Below are 15,983 nucleotides of genomic sequence, written 5' to 3' on the forward strand. Positions count from 1 at the left end.
TCATGGCAGAGGGCGATGCTCTTTCCACCCATATCTTCGGCGTCCAGCTCGGTGGTTACCTGGTCGAATCGATCCAGGAGATCAGCGGCCTGACCGTCGAGGAAGAGGTCGTCGAGGTCCGCCAGGTCAGCGCGGAGGGCAAGCAGATCATCCGCAAGCAGCCCGGCGCCCGCCAGGCCGGCGAGGTCACGATCACCCGGGGACTCGACAAGAGCAGCGAGTTCACCAAGTGGATCAAGGAGACCCTGAACAACGGGGCCGTCGACACCGCGCGGCAGAACCTCACCATCGAGATCAAGGACTCCACGGGCGCGACCATCCGCCGCATCCAGCTGATGCAGGGCTGGGCCTCCAAGTGGGAGGGTCCCTCCCTCAAGGCCGGCGAGTCCGCCGCGGCCACCGAGTCCGTGACCATCGTGTTCGAGGAGATCATCGTCGAATGAGACGTCGTACGGTGACGGCAGGAAGCCTGGAGGAGATCCTCCAGGTCACGGCGCCCACGACGGCCCCGGAGCAGGCGGTGGCGCCCCCGGCCGCCGCCGCTCCGGCGGCGCGCGAGGCCCACGGCCTGCGGACGGAGTTCGAGTTCGAGCTGCCGCGCGGGTACGTCGACGAAGCGGGCACGGTGCACCGGCACGGCTCGATGCGCCTGGCCACCGCCCGCGACGAACTGCGCCCGCAGATCGACCTGCGGGTCAAGGAGAACCCGGCGTACCTGAGCGTGGTGCTGCTCAGCCAGGTGATCACCCGGCTCGGCACCATCACCGACGTGCACGCCGGGATCGTCGAGCGGATGTACGCGACCGACGTCGCGTTCCTCCAGGACTTCTACCGGCGCGTCAACAGCGAAGGGCACACCCGCGCGGCGGTCACCTGCCCGCACTGCGAAGGCGGCTTCGAGGTCGACCTGTCCGGTGGGCGCCTGGGGGAATCGTGACGTACGCCCTCCCCCGGCTCAAGGAGGAGATCGCGTACATCGCCTACCACTTCCACTGGCAGCGCGACGAGATCCTCGACCTGACCCACGGCGAGCGCCAGGAGTGGGTCGCCGAGATAGCTCGCATCAACACCCGTGTGAACGAAGGCGGTTGAACGCATGGCATGGCGGGACAGGCTGCGTCGGCGCACCGCCGTGCCGGAGGCCGCGAGCGGCCGGGCAGCGGAGCCGCCCGCGCCCACCGGCGGCCCGGCCGCCGCACCGGAGGCCACCGCACCGGTGACCGGTGTACCTGGTGACTGGGACGGCGGCTGGCGCATGACCGCGCGGCCCGTACTGACCGTGTCCCGCGCGGCCATCGGCGTCAGCGACGGGCTGGCCTTCCGGTCCGGCCTGGCCGCGTGGCGCGACCCGTCCTTCGACATCGGGCTCGGCCACGCCGTGCTGCCGTCCGCCCCGGCCGGTCTCGTACGCGGGGTCACCCGCCCCGCCGCGGCCGGCCCCGCGCCCGCCGCCAGTGGCGGCGGCCCGCTGCTGCTGCGGGCGCTGCGGCAGCCGCAGGAAGCGGAGCCGCCGGCCGCGGGCGACACCCCGCGGACCGCGCGCCGCGTACGGCCCGACGCCCCGTCGGCGTCCGGTGCTACGGCGTCCCGTGCTACGGCGTCCCGTCCGAGCGGCGCGGGCACGCGCGGCGCGTCCGCTCCCGCCGTACAGCGGGCCGCGGCGGCGGGCAGCGGCGCCACCGTTCCCGCGCCAACGCCCCCGCGGTTCCCGCTGATCCGCCGTATCGCGGTGGTCCCCACCGCATCGGCGACCCGTGGAACGTCGTCCGGAGGTGGCGCCCCGTCCCCATCCCCGTCCGGGCCGCCCGTCCAGCGGTCCGTGTCCGCCCCGGGGGCCGCGGAGGCCCGTCCCGGCCGTCCCGGTGGCGTCGGTGAGGAGCCGCCCGCCGCGGTGCGGCCGCGCGCCGTCGGCCGCACGCTGACCGTCGCCCGGGTCCCCGCCACGCCCAGGCGCCGCCTGCCCGCCGTCCGCCCCGCCCCCGTACCCCCGGCCCCGGTCACGACCACGACCACGGCCGCCTCGGACACGCCCGTACAGCGCGCGGGAAGCCGCGGGCCGCTCGGCACCCCCCTCGCCGAACTCGCGTCCACGGCCACCGCGTCGGGCGGCCCCGCGGCGGCCTCCGCGCCCGCCCCGGCGATGCCGATGGTCCAGCGCCAGGCGGAGCCCGCGGCTGCCGCGGACACACCCGTGCAGCGGGCGGGAAGCCGCCCGCCGCTCGGCGCCCCGCTCACCGAACCGCCCGCCACGGACACCCCGTCGGACCGCCCGGCGGCAGTTGAGGCCCCTGCGCCCAGCCCGGCCATGCCCATGGTCCAGCGCCAGGCCGAGCCCGACACCGATCGGCCGAAGCCCGCCCCGCAGCACCGCCCGGAGAAGCCCGCTGCCCCGGCGAAGCCCAGCGTGCAGCGCCAGGCGGAGCCCGAGAGCGCAGGGACGAAGCCCACCCCTTCCCCGCAGCGCCAGGCGGAGCCCACGGCCGGGCCGGACACACCCGTGCAGCGCGCGGCAAACCGCCCGCCCCTCGGCGCCCCCCTCACCGAACTCGCGCCCACAGCAATCCCGTCGGACCGCCCGGCAGCCGCTCAGGCCCCCGCGCCCAGCCCGGCCATGCCGATGGTCCAGCGCCAGGCGGAGCCCGCAGCCGCCTCGGACACGCCCGTGCAGCGCGCGGCAAACCGCCCGCCTCTCGGTGCCCCCCTCACCGAACTCCCGCCCACAGCCGAACCGTCGGACGTCCCCGCATCGACCCCCGCGGCCACCCCGGCCATGCCCATCGTCCAGCGCCAGGCCGAGCCCGACGGCGCAGGGACGAAGCCCGCCCCGGAGCACCGCCCGGAGAAGCCCGCCGTCCCGGCGAAGCCCAGCATGCGGCGCCAGGCCGAACCCTCGGCCGAGCGGGCCACCACGCCCGACAGCAGTGGGTCGAAGCGCCCCGCGCAGCGGCAAGCGGGGGAGCCCGCAGCCGCCTCGGACACGCCCGTACAGCGCGCGGGAAGCCGTCCGCCGCTCGGCGCCCCCCTCACCGAACTCCCGCCCACAGCGACCCCCTCGGACCGCCCGGCAGCCGCTCAGGCTCCCGCGCCCACCCCGGCCATGCCCATCGTCCAGCGCCAGGCCGAACCCGACAGCACAGGCCCGAAGCCCGCCCCGCGGCACGGCCCGGAGAAGCACACCGCGCAGCGCCACGCGGAGCCCACGGCCGGCCCCGACACGCCCGTGCAGCGTGCGCGCAGCCGTGCACCGCTCGGCGCCCCCCTCACCGAGCTCCCGCCCACGGCCGTGCCGTCGGGCCGACCCGCGCCGGCTCCCGCACCCGCCCCGGCCCTGCCCATGGTTCAGCGCCAGGCCGAGCCCGCGGCCGCCGCCGAGCCCGCGGGGCGGTCCGCGCCGCGGGTGCGCAGCGGCCTGGGGGCGCCGCTGGCCGCGCTGCCGCCGAGCGCTGCTCCGCCCGCTTCCCCCTCGTCCCGGGCCCGGGCGGCGGCTCGGCCCATGTCCGCCGCCGACATCCAGCGCGCGCTCGCGTCCGCGGCGTCGTCGACGCCGGCCGGCCACGCGCCCGTGCTGGGGGCGGGCGCCGTACAGCGCCGTACCGCCGCATCCGCCACGCCCGGCACACCCGGTACGCCCGGTACGCCTTCCGGTTCCGCTTCCCCGGCTCCGCTGGTCGTCGCCCGCTCGGTCACCGGCAAGCCCGCGGGCGAAACCGCCGCAGCGCCCTCCGCGCCCCGCACGCTCCAGCTCCTGGCGGCTCGGCCCCTGCCCCTCGGCACCCGTGACATGGGGAGCGCGGCCGCGCCCGCCTCCCGCCCGGCGAGCCGCCCGGTGGTGGCGGCGCGCTGGCCCGCGCCGTCCGGCGCACCGCAGCAGGTCCAGCGCGCCGCGGTGGACGGGCCGCGCGGCGGCCACGGCCCGCGCCCGCCCCACGTCGTACGCCCGGCGCCCGGCCCGCGATCCGCGCCCGCGTCGGCCCCCGTCCGCGCCGCGGCCACCCCCCTCCCCGTCACGAGCCCGCAGGCTCCGCCTGTCATGGTGCAGCCGGCCCCGGCCGCGTCGCCGGCGCGGCCCGTACCCGTCGTACGCCCGAGGACACCGGCCCCCGCCACCACCCCGGCGGCGACCGGCCCCGCGCCGGCGGGCCCGCCGCCGGTGCAGCGCGCCCCGGGCGCCGCCCGGACCGGCCCCGGTCCGACCAGCCACGGGCCGAGCGGCAGCGACCGCGGCAGCGGCGGACGCGCCAAGTCCGCCCCGGCCGACCGGCACGCCGCCCCGCAGGTCCCCGACGCCGATCTGGACGATCTCGCGCGCCGTCTGCTGGATCCGGTCTCCCGCCTGCTGCGCACCGAGTTGCGGCGCGGCCGGGAACGCGCGGGCCGGCCCTTCGACGGCCGTCGCTGAGAACACGTACGCACGAGAAACGGACGACGGACCGATGACGGACAACATCTTCGCGACCAGCGTGTTCTTCCGGCTGGCGATCGGCGGCAACGACCTGGGCGCCTTCCACACCTGCTCCGGCATGGGCGCCGAGGTCGAGATGGAGAGCTACGCCGAGGGCGGCAACAACGGCTTCACGTGGCAGCTGCCGGGCCGCGTGACCTGGTCGAACATCACCCTCACCCGGCCCGTCACGGCCGACACGGCGAAGATCGGCCGCTGGCTGGACGAGACGCTGCGGCGGGTCGAGCCCAAGGACGGGGAGATCGTGGCCCTGCGGCCCGACCTGAGCCGGATCATCAGCTGGCAGGTGTTCGGGATCGTTCCGGTGCGCTGGCAGGGGCCCTCCTTCGACCCCGCCAACTCCGCGGCCGCGGTGGAGACGTTGGAGATCGCCCACCAGGGCCTGCTGCCCTCCTGACCGCCCGGCACGCGTCCGGCACCCACCCGCCCGCCCGTATCCGTCCTGTCCCTCGTCCCCGCTCCGGAAGGGAGCCCACGCCATGGCCTCATCGGCACGCGCCAGCCGCGCCAGGGCCCAGCTCACCCTCAAGGAGCCCCCGACCTCGGTCGGGGCCAAGCCGGGCGGGACGATCGCGAAGCTCGACCTCCAGTTCAACCCCTCGACCCTGCAGCTGGGCAAGACCACCGAGTGGCGGCGCTCCCCGTCCCGGATGGCGGGGCAGTCGGCGCTGCCCGAGTTCGTGGGCAGTGGTCCGCGCACGCTGAGCCTGGAGGTGTTCCTGGACGCCACCGCCACCCACGACAACTCCGTGGAGCAGGCGGTGGAGAAGCTGATGAAGGCGTGCGTGCCGACCCCGGCCAGCCTCGGCCGCAAGAAGCCGGCGAGCCCGTGGGTGCGCTTCGAGTGGGGCAGCGCCCGGACGACGTCGTTCGACGGGGTCCTGTCGAACCTGTCGGTGTCGTACACGCTCTTCGACGTGGACGGAAAGCCGCTACGGGCGACCTGCTCGCTGTCCATCGAGGAGGCGAGCGTCGACCCGCCGGGGCAGAACCCGACCTCCGGCGCACGCACCGCCCGCAGCACGCACATCGTGGTGGCGGGCGACAGCCTGGCGATGCTCGCCTGGCGCGAGTACGGCGACGCGACGGCCTGGCGGGCCATCGCGGAAGCCAACCGGATCGACGACCCGATGGCGCTCGTCCCCGGCACCGAACTCGTGGTGCCGGCCCTGCAGGACCAGCACGGCGAGGAGGAGCAGCGGTGAGCGGATCCGAATCCGGGGGCCGGTCGTTCGCGGCCGACCCGATCGTGGAGGCCCCCGGCGAACTGCCGCAGATCTGGGCGGCGCAGCTGGTGAGCTGTGTCGTCGACGAGAACGTGGGCCTGCCGGACACCGCGGTGCTCACCTACCGCGACCCCGACCACGAGTTCCTGCGCGCCACCGGCATCACCATCGGCTCGCCGCTGCGGGTGTCGGTGATGACCGTGAAGGGGCAGGCGCGGGAGCGGCTGTTCAACGGCGAGGTCACGGCCCTGGAGATCGACCGGGACCGCACCGGTTCGTTCACCGTCGTGCGCGCCTACTCCAAGGCGCACCGCCTCCAGCGCGGCCGCAAGGTCGTGGCGTACCGGAACATGACCGCCGCCGCCATCGTCCGCAAGGTGGCCGCCGGAGCGGGCCTCGCCGTCGGGAAGGTGGAGGCGGCGCCGGTGACGTACAAGCAGCTGTCCCAGGCGAACGTCTCCGACTGGGACTTCCTGCAGTTCCTCGCGGGCGAGAGCGGCGCGCAGGTGCGCGTCGACGACAAGGGGCTGCTCCAGTTCACCCGGCCCCTGAAGGCCTCCGGGGCGCCCGCCCCGTCGACGTCGGCCGTGCGCAATCCGATGGTCCTGGAGTACGGCCGGAACCTGCTCGCCCTGCGGGCCGCACTGTCGGCCGCCGACGGCGCCTCCAAGGTGCAGGTGCGCGGCTGGGACGTGACCACCAAGCGGCCGCTGATCGCCGAGCAGCCGTCCGTGGTCAGCGACACGGTGGTGCCGGGCCTCAGTCCCCGGCTCGCCGCGCGCTTCGGCAAGTCGGCCGTGGCCGTCACCGACACTCCGTACCGTACGCAGGCCGAGACCACGGCGGTCGCGAAGGCGGCGGCGGACGAGGTCAGCTCCGGCTTCGGCGAGCTGGAGGCCGTCGCCGAGGGGAACCCGCTGCTGCGGGCGGGCAAGGCCATCGCGCTCGGCAACGTGGGGCAGGCGTTCTCCGGCCGGTACACGGCGACGGCCGTGCAGCACGTCCTGGAGCCGCACGGCGGCTACCGCACCACCGTGTGGGTCAGCTCCAGCCCCGACCGTTCCCTGGCCGGCCTGGTGACCGGCGCCAACGCGCCGGGCCGCGGCCCGCGCATCCCGGGGCTGGCGATCGGCGTGGTCACGGACGTGCGCGAACCGAACGGCTCCCAGCGCGGGGCGGTGCGCCTGAAGTTCCCCTGGCTCGACGACACGTACGTCAGCGACTGGGTGCGCACCGTCCAGTGGGGCGGCAAGGGCGGCGGCGGCGTGGTGAGCCCCGAGGTCAACGACGAGGTGCTCGTCGGGTTCGAGCAGGGACTGCTCGACAGCCCGTACGTCCTCGGGGGGCTCTACAACGGTGTGGACCAGCCCTCCCCGCACGACGTACCGCTGATCGACAAGACCAGCGGGAAGGTCAACCGCCGTTCGGTGGTGTCGCGTTCGGGTCACCGCGTGGAGCTGCTCGACGCGGCGGCGCCGGGCCCCTCCGGGCTGCGGCTGGTGACCGGTGACGAGCGGCTCGAAGTACGCATGGACGACCGCCGGGACCGGATCGAGCTCACCGTGTACGCGGGGCGGGGGCGCCCGCTGACCTCGGTCCTGCTGGACAAGAACGGCATCACGCTGGACGCCCGGCGGGGCACGGTGAAGGTGTCCGGCCGCCAGGTGGACATCGACGGCACCGCCGGGGTCAGCATCGGCGGCCGCTCGGTGAAGGTGAACGGAACCGCGGACGTCACCGTCAACGGCGGTCTGCTCGCCACCCTCAAGGCCCGGCTCATCCGGATCAACTGACCTCCGCCCACCGCCATTCGGGCCACAGCCATGTGGACCACGACCGCCTTCCCCGAGGAGGAACCGATGCCAGCCGCAGCCCGTACCGGCGACCCCACCAACCACGGTGGCCGGATCGCCACGCCTCCACCCGGCGCCGCCGCGTCGGTGGCGACGGTGCTGATCGGCGGCCAACCCGCCGCCGTCGTCGGCAGCCTGCACGTCTGCGTGGTCCCGCCGCACGCCGCGCTGGGCCCGGGCAACGTCATCATGCCGAACCCGGCCGCGCTCACCACGGGCACGGTGCTCATCGGCGGGCTGCCCGCCGCCCGGGCACGCGACCAGACCTCGTGCGGCGCGATGATCCTCACCGGCGCCATGAACGTCCTGATCGGCGGTGTGTGATGAGCGAACGGTTCATCGGGCGCGGCTGGGCGTTCCCCCTGCGAGTCGGGCCCACCGGCGGGATCGCCATGGTCGAGCGGGAACGGGAGCTCGAAGAAGCCATCCGGCTGGTCCTCGGCACCGCCCCCGGCGAACGGCCCATGCGCCCCGAGTTCGGCTGCGGCATCCACGAGTACGTCTTCGCCCCCGGCGACGGCGACACCGCCGGGCGGGTCGCCCAGCAGGTGCGCGAGGCCCTGGAGCGCTGGGAGCCCCGGATCGCGGTGGACGAGGTCGTCGTGGCCTTCGACGCCGTCGAGGCGGGCACCCTCTACATCGATGTGCACTACACGGTGCGCACCACCAACGACCGGCGCAACCTGGTCTTCCCCTTCTACACGATCCCCTCCGAGGAGGGGGCCGAGGAAATGGTCGCGGACTGATGGCCCTGCCCTCCCCCAACCTGGACGACCGCCGGTTCCAGCAACTCGTCGACGAGGCGAAGCGCTACGTGCAGCAGCGCGCCCCGGAATGGACCGACCACAACGTCTCCGACCCGGGCGTCACCCTGATCGAGACGTTCGCCTACCTCGTGGACCAGCTGCTGTACCGGCTGAACCGGGTCCCGGACAAGAACTACCTGGCGTTCCTCGACCTGTTGGACATCCAGCTGTACCCGCCGTCGGCCGCCGTCGCCGACGTCGACTTCTGGCTGTCCGCCCCGCAGCCCGAGACGCTGACCCTGCCCGCGGGCACCGAGGTGACGACCGCCGCCGGTGAGACCGAGGAAGCCGTGGTCTTCGCGACCACCGACGATCTGCGCATCGTGCCCAGCGAGCTGACGCGCCTGGTCACCGCACCCCGCACCGGCGAGCAGACCGACCGCACCGGCGCCCTCGCCGAGGGCCGCGACATACCGTGCTTCCAGGCGACGCCCGAACCCGGCGACGCCCTGCTGTTCGGCCTGCCGACGGCCGTACCGCGCTGCGTGGTCGCCGTGCGCCTCGACAGCCGCGTCGAGGGCGTCGGCGTCGACCCGCGCCAGCCCCCGCTGGTGTGGGAAGCCTGGGACGGCGGCCGCTGGCAGCGCTGCGAGACCGACTCCGACAGCACCGGCGGCCTCAACCGGCCCGGTGAGGTCATCGTGTACGTACCGGCCGGGCACACCGCGTCGCTGATCAGCGGCACCCGCGCGGGCTGGCTGCGCTGCCGGGTCACCGAGCCCGATCCCGGCCAGCCGTTCTACTCGGAGTCCCCGACCGTGCGCGAGGCCGCCGTCTTCACCGTCGGCGGCACGATGACCGTGGAACACGCCGAGCGCGTGACCGACGTACCGCTCGGCGCGTCGGAGGGCGTGGCGGGGCAGACCTTCCGGCTCGGCCGCCCGCCCGTACTGCTCGACGGGGAGCCCCCGGTGGTGGAGGTGTCCTCGCCCGAAGGATGGCAGCGCTGGGAGGTGGTGGACCACTTCGGGCGCTCCACCCCCGACGACCGGCACGTCCGCGTGAACGCCACCACCGGCGAGTTCGGCTTCCCGCCGGTGCTGCGCGAGGCCGACGGCACCCTGCGCGCCTGCGGCGCCGTACCGCCCAAGGGCTCCCAGGTCCGCGTGGCCCACTACCGCACCGGGGGCGGCCCCGCGGGCAACGTCTCCCGCGGCGCGATCTCCGTACTGCGCAGCTCCGTCCCCTACGTCGCCCGCGTCACCAACCGGGAGGCGGCGCGCGGCGGCGTCGCCGGGGAGACCATCGACAACGCCAAGCTGCGGGCGCCGGAGACCCTGCGCATGCAGGAACGCGCGGTGACCGCCGAGGACTACGAGATCATCGCCCGCCAGGCGGCACCCTCGGTACGCCGGGTCCGCTGCCTGCCCGCCACGGACGGCTCCGCGGGCGCGGGCGCGGTACGCGTCCTGGTGGTCCCGGACGCGGTGGCCGACGAGGGCGACGACCGGCTCCGCTTCGAGCAGCTGATCCCCTCCGACCAGGTGCTCACCGCGATCACCGCCACCCTCGACGAACGGCGCCTGATCGGCACGCGCCTCGTCGTCGAACCGCCCGTCTACCAGGGCGTCACCGTCGTCGCCCGGCTGTCGGCGCCCGCCGCGGACGCCGACCGGGTGCGCGAGGCGGCGCTCGACGCGCTGTTCCGCCACCTCAACCCGCTGCACGGCGGACCCGACGGCGCGGGCTGGCCGTTCGGGCGGCCCGTGCAGTACGGCGAGGTGTTCGGCGTGGTGCAACGCGCCATCGGGGACGTCCTGGTGGAAGACATCCGCCTGTTCGCCGCCGACCCGATCACCGGGCGGCGCGGCGCCCCCGTCGACCGGATCGACATCGGCGCGGGCGCGCTCGTCTTCTCCTACCAGCACCAGGTCGTCGTAACGGAGCCGGAGCCGGGGGTGCGCGGATGAGCCGGGCCGCCGTCCCGGGCCTGCCCAGCCCGCACCCGATCGGCGAGCAGCTGCCCGCGCTGTACGCCGACGACGACTTCGCCCAGCGGTTCACGGCGGGCCTGGACACGGTCCTGGCCCCGGTGTTCACCACCCTCGACAACCTGCCCTCCTACTTCGACCCCCGGCTGGCCCCGGCCGACTTCCTGCCCTGGCTGGCCTCCTGGGTGGGCGGCATCGACGACCCCCGGTGGCCGACCGCGCTGCGGCGCGAGGCGGTGGCGCGTGCGGTGGAACTGCACCGCTGGCGCGGCACCCGGCGCGGCCTGACCGAGGCCCTGCGGCTGGTCCTGGGCGTGTCCGCCGAGGTCAGCGGGGACGGCGGGGCCACCTGGTCCCGTACGGCGGGCGCGGACCTGCCGCCTCCGCCGGCCGACGAGGTCCTGATCCGGGTGTGGCCGCGGCGCGAGGGCGAGGCGTACGCGGTGGACGCGGACCGGGTCCGCGCACTCGTCCGCACCCTGTGCCCCGTCCATACGGTCTGCCGCGTCGAGGTCCTGTCCGGGCCGCCCGCGGGTGAAGGAAGGTGACGACGATGCGTGCGTGTCCCGTGTGCGGCGCGTCCAACGGCGCGACGGACGACTTCTGCGGCAACTGCGGCGCCTACCTCGGCTGGTCGGACCCCACCCCCACCCGAGGCTCCGCCGCCGATTCGGTGGAAGCCCCCCAAGAACCCCCCCTCCCGGCCCGGGCGGCCCCCTCCGAGGCGGAGCCCGCCCCACCGGCCCCGCCGTCGACGGCCGAGGCGGCCTCGCGGCCCCCCACCGGCCCGCACGCCGGATCCACCCGGCCCGCACCCTCCGCCCCCTCCGGCGCGGAGCCCGCCCCGTCTGCTCCCGCCGGCGCGGACTCGGCCCCGCCCACGCCCGCCGGGGCGGAGCCCCACCCGACTGCTCCCGCCGGGGCCGAGTCCGTCCCGTCCGCGCCGTCCGGCGCGCAGGCCGCCACGCCCGACGGAGACCGGCAGGCGCCCGCCGGGCAGCGCAACGGGTCCGCCCGGCCCGCGCCCTCTGCTCCCGCCGGCACGGATCGACGCCTGCCGTGGCCCCGCCGAGGGTCCAACTCGCCGACACCTCCTGCCTCGGAGCCCCACCCGGCCGTACCCGGATCAGGGTCTCGTCGGCCGGCCGAATCGGCCATGCCCACGCCCGCCACGGCGGAGCCGGCCACATCCGTACCCGCCGGGGCGGACCCCGCCCCACCCACAACGGCCGGCGCAGACCGGCAGGCGCCCGCCGGGCAGCGCAACGACTCCGCCCCGCCCGTGCCCACCCGGGCGGAGCCCCACCCGACTGCTCCCACCGACACCGGCCCCGGCGCGCCCACACCCGCCCGAGCGCAGTCCGGCCCACCCGCGCCCACCAGCACCGAGTCGCGCCCGCCCGCCGGCGCGGAGCCGACCCCATCCGCGCCCACCGGCACGGCGTCCGGCCCACCCATGCCCACCGGCGCCGAGCCGGCCCCGCCCACACCCGCCCGAGCACAGTCCGGCCCGCCCGCGCCCTCCGGGGCGGGGTCGGCCCCGGCCGCCCCGCCCACCCCGGCCGACGCGGATCCACAGGCCCCCGCCGGGACGCGCCGTGGGGCCGCAGCTCCCGCCCCTTCCGGGACGGAACCCGGTCCCTCCGCACCCGCCGGGACGGCCCGGCGGCTGCCCTGGCAGCGGGGACGGTCCAACCCGGCCGCGCCCCCCGGGGAGGAGCCCGCGCCCGCCGGGGCGGGTCGGCTGCTGCCCTGGCTGCGGGGCCGGTTCACCCCGGCCGCGCCCGCCGGCGCGGAGTCCGGACCGGCCGCGACCGCCCCCGTCGAGTCGGCCCCGTCGGAGCCCGGCCTACCGGAGGGCCGGGGCGGCGGCGGAGCGCGGCCCGAGCCGCAAGCGCCGGCCGCCGCTTCGCCCGCCGCCAGGCGCCCCGCCGCGCCCGAGCCCGTCGCCCCGCGGGCACCCGCACCCGCCCAACCCGCCACCCCAGCGGGAGCGGCACCGGCGTCGCCCCAGCCCGTGCAGCCCGCGAGGGCGGTCGCCCCGCGCCCCGTCGTGCGGCCCGCCGCGGTGAGCGAAGACGTAGCCGGCGTCCCGTGCCCCGCCTGCGGCACGCCCAACCCGCCGGACCGCCGCTTCTGCCGCCGTTGCGCGGCTCCGCTCACGCCCAGCACCGCACCGCCAGCCCTCCCCTGGTGGCGGATGATCTGGCCGCTGCGCCGCCGCACCCGCGCCGGCTCGGGCCGGATGGTGCGCTTCCTGGTGGTCCTGACCGTCGTACTGGCCCTGTGCGCGGGCGGTTTCCTGCTGCTGCCGGCCGGACGGCATCTGATCGAGGACACCCGGGACAAGCTCGGCAAGGCCAAGGCGGTGACGGCCACCCGCGTCGGGGCGAGCGCCGAGGTTCCCGGGCATCCGGTGGGCAACAGCACGGACGGGCTCAACAACCGCTACTGGGGCGCGCCCGCCCCCGGCGCCTCGGTGACGTACACCTTCGCCAAACCCTTCCGCCTGGTCGCCGTGATCATCACCAACGGCGCCTCCTCGTCGCCCGAGGAGTACGCGAAGCAGTCGCGCGCGCTCCAGATCGACATGGAGGTGACGGCGCGGGACGGCCGGAAGGTCCACAAGAGGTTCGCCCTGAGCGACAAGCCCGGTCCGCAGACCTTCCCCACCGGCATCAGCGACGCCACGACGATCCGCCTGACCCTCGACGCACCCGCCGGGTCGGCCCCGGACCGCCATCTCGCCCTGGCGGAGGTGGAGTTCTTCCAGCGAAGCTGACGGGCCCACCGGGCCGATTCCCGGACCGCCGTACGCCCCGGCCGCATACCGTGGGTCCGCATGGAGACACGGGTGCGGCTGGAGCCGTGGGGTGACGGGGACTTCTGGCTCCTGGAGCGCAAGAACGAACCCGCGATGACCGGGCATCTCGGCGGGCCGGAGACCCCGGAGAAGCTCGCCGACCGGCAGCGGCGGTACGAGGCCCTGAGCGCGCGGGAGCCGGCCGCCGGGCGGATGTTCCGGGTCGTACTGGAGCCGGCCGGCGAGAGCGTCGGCTCCGTCGGCTTCTGGGAGCGCGAGTGGCGGGGCGAGCCGGTCTACGAGGCCGGCTGGGGCGTGCTGCCCGAGTTCCAGGGCCGGGGGCTGGCGGTGACGGCGCTCAAGGAACTGCTGGCCTACGTCCGCGTCCACGGCACCCGCGACAGCGTCCACGCCTTCCCGGGCAGGGACCACCCGGCGTCGAACGCGGTCTGCCGGCGGGCGGGGTTCGAGAACCTGGGAGAGGTCGACTTCGAGTACCCGCCCGGAGTGCCCCACCCGAGCCTCGACTGGCGCTACCGGATGGGGCGGCGGCCCGGATCCACACCGTAGGCCGGGATCACGCCGTAGGCCGGGCTCGTGCCGTCGGCCGGGATCACACCGTCAGGATGATGCGGCCGCGGACCCCCGCGGTGGCGAGGCGTTCGTGCGCCTTCGGCGCCTCGGCCAGCGGAACGGTGTCCGCGACCCGCAGCGTGAGCTCACCCGCGTCCACCAGGGCCACCAGGCGGGCCAGGTGCGGTGGACGGGGTCCTGGACACGGCCGTACTGGGGGGGGCACCGGGGGCGAGCCCCAGCAGGTCCACCGCGCGGGCCGCGGTGAGCCCGGCCAGCGGCAGCCCCGCCGCCGCCCCGGCGTCCACGGTCGCCGGCGCGGCCACCACGGCGGAGGCGTCGAACACCGCGTACTCCGCGTGCGTGCCGAGCGGCTTCACCGTCCCGTGATGCAGCCCCACCACCCGGTCACCGCGGCGGTGGCCGGTTACGTCCGCGCCCGACCTCGGCTCCAGCCTCAGCTGCCTCCTCTCCTCCGTGAAGCTCTGGGCCGAAAACCACTTCGCCGAGGTCAGCGCCCATCGCGACACGTACGACCAGGCCACCGGGACCTCGTAAATTCAGCCGCGACCACCGCCCCGGCAATGGCATGCTGGCAGGGTGAACGGACCCGGCATTCAGCTCACCCTCGCCCCCGAACTGCGCCTCTTCGCCCCGCCCAGCCGGCGCGCCGACCGCGTACCGACCACGACCGACGGCGCCTCCAGCCTCGGCCACGTCGTCGAATCGGCCGGCGTCCCGCTCACCGAAGTCGGCCGCCTCCTCGTCGACGGCCACGAGGTGCCCGCCTCCTACGTCCCCCAAGACGGCGAGGACGTCCAGGTGTTCGGGGTCGAACGCCCCCAACGCATCCCCGGCGCCCCGCTGCGCTTCCTCCTCGACGTCCACCTCGGCACCCTCGCCCGCCGCCTGCGCCTGCTCGGCGTCGACGCCGCCTACGAGAACGAGGACATCGGCGACCCCGCCCTCGCCACCCGCTCCGCCGCCGAGCAGCGCGTCCTGCTCTCCCGCGACCGCGGACTGCTCCGCCGCCGCGAGCTGTTCGCCGGCGCGTACGTCTACAGCGACAACCCCGACGAACAACTGCGGGACATCCTCAGCCGGTTCGCACCCGCCCTCGCACCGTGGACCCGCTGCACCGCCTGCAACGGCCCGCTCCACGAGGCCGACAAGGAGAGCGTCGGCGACCGCCTCGAACACGGCACGCACCGCTCCTACGACGTGTTCGCGCAGTGCTCCGCATGCGAACGCGTCTACTGGCGCGGCGCCCACCACGCCCGCCTGGAACGGATCGTCGAGGACGCCCTCGTCGAATTCGGCACCGCCTGACCCGGCCAGGCCCCGCCCGGGCGGCAGGGCCTAGAAGGCGTAGGCGTCACCCGTGTCCAGCGCCAGCACCACGTGCTCGTTGTTCACGTGGTTCCGGTCCGTCGCACCGCCGTTCCACCACGTGTCGACCCGCACCACCACCTCCGGCGCCCGCTCCCGCAGCGCCAGCGCCAGCCCGATGTGCCGGCCACGCCCGTGCAGCGGCAGCGGGCCCGTCTCGCACACCACCTCGCGCACACCCGCCCGCGCGCAGCCCTCCGCCAACTGCTGGCGGTCCGCGAGCTCGGCCGACAGCCGCACCCGCACCGTCGCGTTCGCCAGCGCCGACGGCCCGTCGTTCTCCGGGACCAGCCAGATCCGCAGCTGCGCCCCCGACAAGTGCACCCGGCCGTGGTACGCCACGTCGGCCTCGTCCTCGGGCCCGGCCGCCACCGAGGCCCACCCGGGCGGCGCACCCGCACCCGCACCCAGCGCCAGCAATCCCGCCACCACCACACTCCGTACGGCACCACGGCGCACCGCCACCACCTCCTCGCGCGGAGGCTAGCCACCGGCGACCACGACCGATCGGACCATCACACGAATGAGGGCGGGCCGTACCCCCATCTGCCCCGCACGCCCTCATAGGCTTCCAGCCATGCTGATCGCACGCTCCGCCGCGCTGTTCGCCCTCGCCGCCCTCCTGGAGATCGGCGGCGCCTGGCTCGTCTGGCAGGGCGTCCGCGAGCACAAGGGCTGGGCCTGGATCGGCGCCGGAGTGATCGCCCTCGGCCTCTACGGCTTCGTCGCCACCCTTCAGCCCCAGGGCGACTTCGCCCGCGTCCTCGCCGCCTACGGCGGGGTCTTCGTCGCCGGATCCCTTCTCTGGGGCGTCGTCGCCGACGGCTACCGCCCCGACCGCTGGGACGTCATCGGCGCCCTCGTCTGCCTCGGCGGCATGGCCGTGATCATGTACGCCCCGCGCGGACGCTGATCCACCGGGCCACCGGGCCACCGGGCC

18 protein-coding genes are annotated in these 15,983 nt (G+C 75.8%); 15 read left to right on the forward strand and 3 right to left on the reverse strand.

Annotated elements, in window-relative coordinates:
- Positions 1-2 precede the first annotated feature (2 nt).
- The 13 genes from ACZ4VT_RS09595 (at position 3) to ACZ4VT_RS09655 (ending at position 13,651) form a co-directional block, all read left to right on the forward strand.
- Entirely contained in the window at positions 3-443 is a 441-nt protein-coding gene (locus ACZ4VT_RS09595) for a phage tail protein (protein WP_030031999.1), read from the forward strand.
- On the forward strand, positions 440-937 hold the full coding sequence (locus tag ACZ4VT_RS09600) for a hypothetical protein (protein WP_467948060.1): 498 nt from the start codon (positions 440-442) through the stop codon (positions 935-937). Before ACZ4VT_RS09595 ends, ACZ4VT_RS09600 begins: the two co-directional genes overlap by 4 nt.
- Positions 934-1,092, forward strand: coding sequence for a DUF6760 family protein (locus tag ACZ4VT_RS09605; RefSeq protein ID WP_467948062.1), 159 nt, complete (start codon positions 934-936; stop codon positions 1,090-1,092). Before ACZ4VT_RS09600 ends, ACZ4VT_RS09605 begins: the two co-directional genes overlap by 4 nt.
- 4 nt (positions 1,093-1,096) lie before the next feature.
- Positions 1,097-4,399 carry a DNA polymerase III subunit gamma/tau domain-containing protein gene (locus tag ACZ4VT_RS09610; RefSeq protein ID WP_467948063.1) on the forward strand — a complete coding sequence of 1,101 codons (3,303 nt, stop codon included), beginning with the start codon at positions 1,097-1,099 and terminating at the stop codon, positions 4,397-4,399.
- Between the two features lie 34 nt (positions 4,400-4,433).
- Positions 4,434-4,859, forward strand: a complete 426-nt coding sequence (locus ACZ4VT_RS09615; RefSeq protein WP_030710062.1) for a phage tail protein — start codon at positions 4,434-4,436, stop codon at positions 4,857-4,859.
- 82 nt (positions 4,860-4,941) lie between these two features.
- The gene (locus ACZ4VT_RS09620) at positions 4,942-5,667 is read left to right on the forward strand and encodes a CIS tube protein (RefSeq protein WP_351301473.1); all 726 of its coding nucleotides are present in this window, start codon (positions 4,942-4,944) and stop codon (positions 5,665-5,667) included.
- A complete protein-coding gene (locus ACZ4VT_RS09625) occupies positions 5,664-7,481 on the forward strand; it encodes a VgrG-related protein (RefSeq protein ID WP_467948066.1) in 1,818 nt (605 codons plus the stop codon). Before ACZ4VT_RS09620 ends, ACZ4VT_RS09625 begins: the two co-directional genes overlap by 4 nt.
- Positions 7,482-7,547: 66 nt before the next feature.
- Positions 7,548-7,865: a PAAR domain-containing protein gene (locus tag ACZ4VT_RS09630; RefSeq protein WP_467948068.1), complete on the forward strand. Its 318-nt coding sequence runs from the start codon at positions 7,548-7,550 to the stop codon at positions 7,863-7,865.
- Positions 7,865-8,287, forward strand: a complete 423-nt coding sequence (locus tag ACZ4VT_RS09635; protein WP_190184825.1) for a GPW/gp25 family protein — start codon at positions 7,865-7,867, stop codon at positions 8,285-8,287. The genes ACZ4VT_RS09630 and ACZ4VT_RS09635 overlap by 1 nt, the downstream gene beginning before the upstream one ends.
- The gene (locus ACZ4VT_RS09640) at positions 8,287-10,257 is read left to right on the forward strand and encodes a putative baseplate assembly protein (protein ID WP_467948070.1); all 1,971 of its coding nucleotides are present in this window, start codon (positions 8,287-8,289) and stop codon (positions 10,255-10,257) included. The genes ACZ4VT_RS09635 and ACZ4VT_RS09640 overlap by 1 nt, the downstream gene beginning before the upstream one ends.
- Positions 10,254-10,826, forward strand: coding sequence for a phage tail protein (locus ACZ4VT_RS09645; RefSeq protein WP_467948072.1), 573 nt, complete (start codon positions 10,254-10,256; stop codon positions 10,824-10,826). The genes ACZ4VT_RS09640 and ACZ4VT_RS09645 overlap by 4 nt, the downstream gene beginning before the upstream one ends.
- Before the next feature lie 1,652 nt (positions 10,827-12,478).
- Positions 12,479-13,060, forward strand: coding sequence for an NADase-type glycan-binding domain-containing protein (locus tag ACZ4VT_RS09650; protein ID WP_467948074.1), 582 nt, complete (start codon positions 12,479-12,481; stop codon positions 13,058-13,060).
- 60 nt (positions 13,061-13,120) lie between these two features.
- Positions 13,121-13,651 (forward strand): GNAT family N-acetyltransferase, encoded by a 531-nt coding sequence (locus ACZ4VT_RS09655; RefSeq protein ID WP_467948075.1) that lies wholly within the window; start codon positions 13,121-13,123, stop codon positions 13,649-13,651.
- Between the two features lie 43 nt (positions 13,652-13,694).
- Here the strand turns inward: ACZ4VT_RS09655 and ACZ4VT_RS09660 are convergent, their stop codons facing one another.
- The gene (locus ACZ4VT_RS09660) at positions 13,695-13,814 is read right to left on the reverse strand and encodes a zinc-binding dehydrogenase (RefSeq protein ID WP_467948077.1); all 120 of its coding nucleotides are present in this window, start codon (positions 13,812-13,814) and stop codon (positions 13,695-13,697) included.
- The gene (locus ACZ4VT_RS09665; protein WP_467948078.1) at positions 13,801-14,199 is read right to left on the reverse strand and encodes a hypothetical protein; all 399 of its coding nucleotides are present in this window, start codon (positions 14,197-14,199) and stop codon (positions 13,801-13,803) included. The genes ACZ4VT_RS09660 and ACZ4VT_RS09665 overlap by 14 nt, the downstream gene beginning before the upstream one ends.
- A gap of 55 nt (positions 14,200-14,254) precedes the next feature.
- Here ACZ4VT_RS09665 and ACZ4VT_RS09670 point away from each other — a divergent pair, with 55 nt between their 5' ends.
- Entirely contained in the window at positions 14,255-14,983 is a 729-nt protein-coding gene (locus ACZ4VT_RS09670; protein WP_467948079.1) for a Mut7-C RNAse domain-containing protein, read from the forward strand.
- 30 nt (positions 14,984-15,013) lie between these two features.
- On the opposite strand, the gene ACZ4VT_RS09675 is transcribed toward ACZ4VT_RS09670, so the two are convergent.
- Positions 15,014-15,472 carry a hypothetical protein gene (locus ACZ4VT_RS09675; protein WP_467948081.1) on the reverse strand — a complete coding sequence of 153 codons (459 nt, stop codon included), beginning with the start codon at positions 15,470-15,472 and terminating at the stop codon, positions 15,014-15,016.
- A 148-nt stretch (positions 15,473-15,620) separates the two neighbouring features.
- Here ACZ4VT_RS09675 and ACZ4VT_RS09680 point away from each other — a divergent pair, with 148 nt between their 5' ends.
- Complete coding sequence (locus tag ACZ4VT_RS09680; RefSeq protein WP_467948083.1) at positions 15,621-15,956, forward strand: YnfA family protein; 336 nt, start codon at positions 15,621-15,623, stop codon at positions 15,954-15,956.
- The last annotated feature ends 27 nt before the right edge of the window (positions 15,957-15,983 follow it).

This window comes from Streptomyces sp. NPDC029164 (assembly GCF_055563995.1).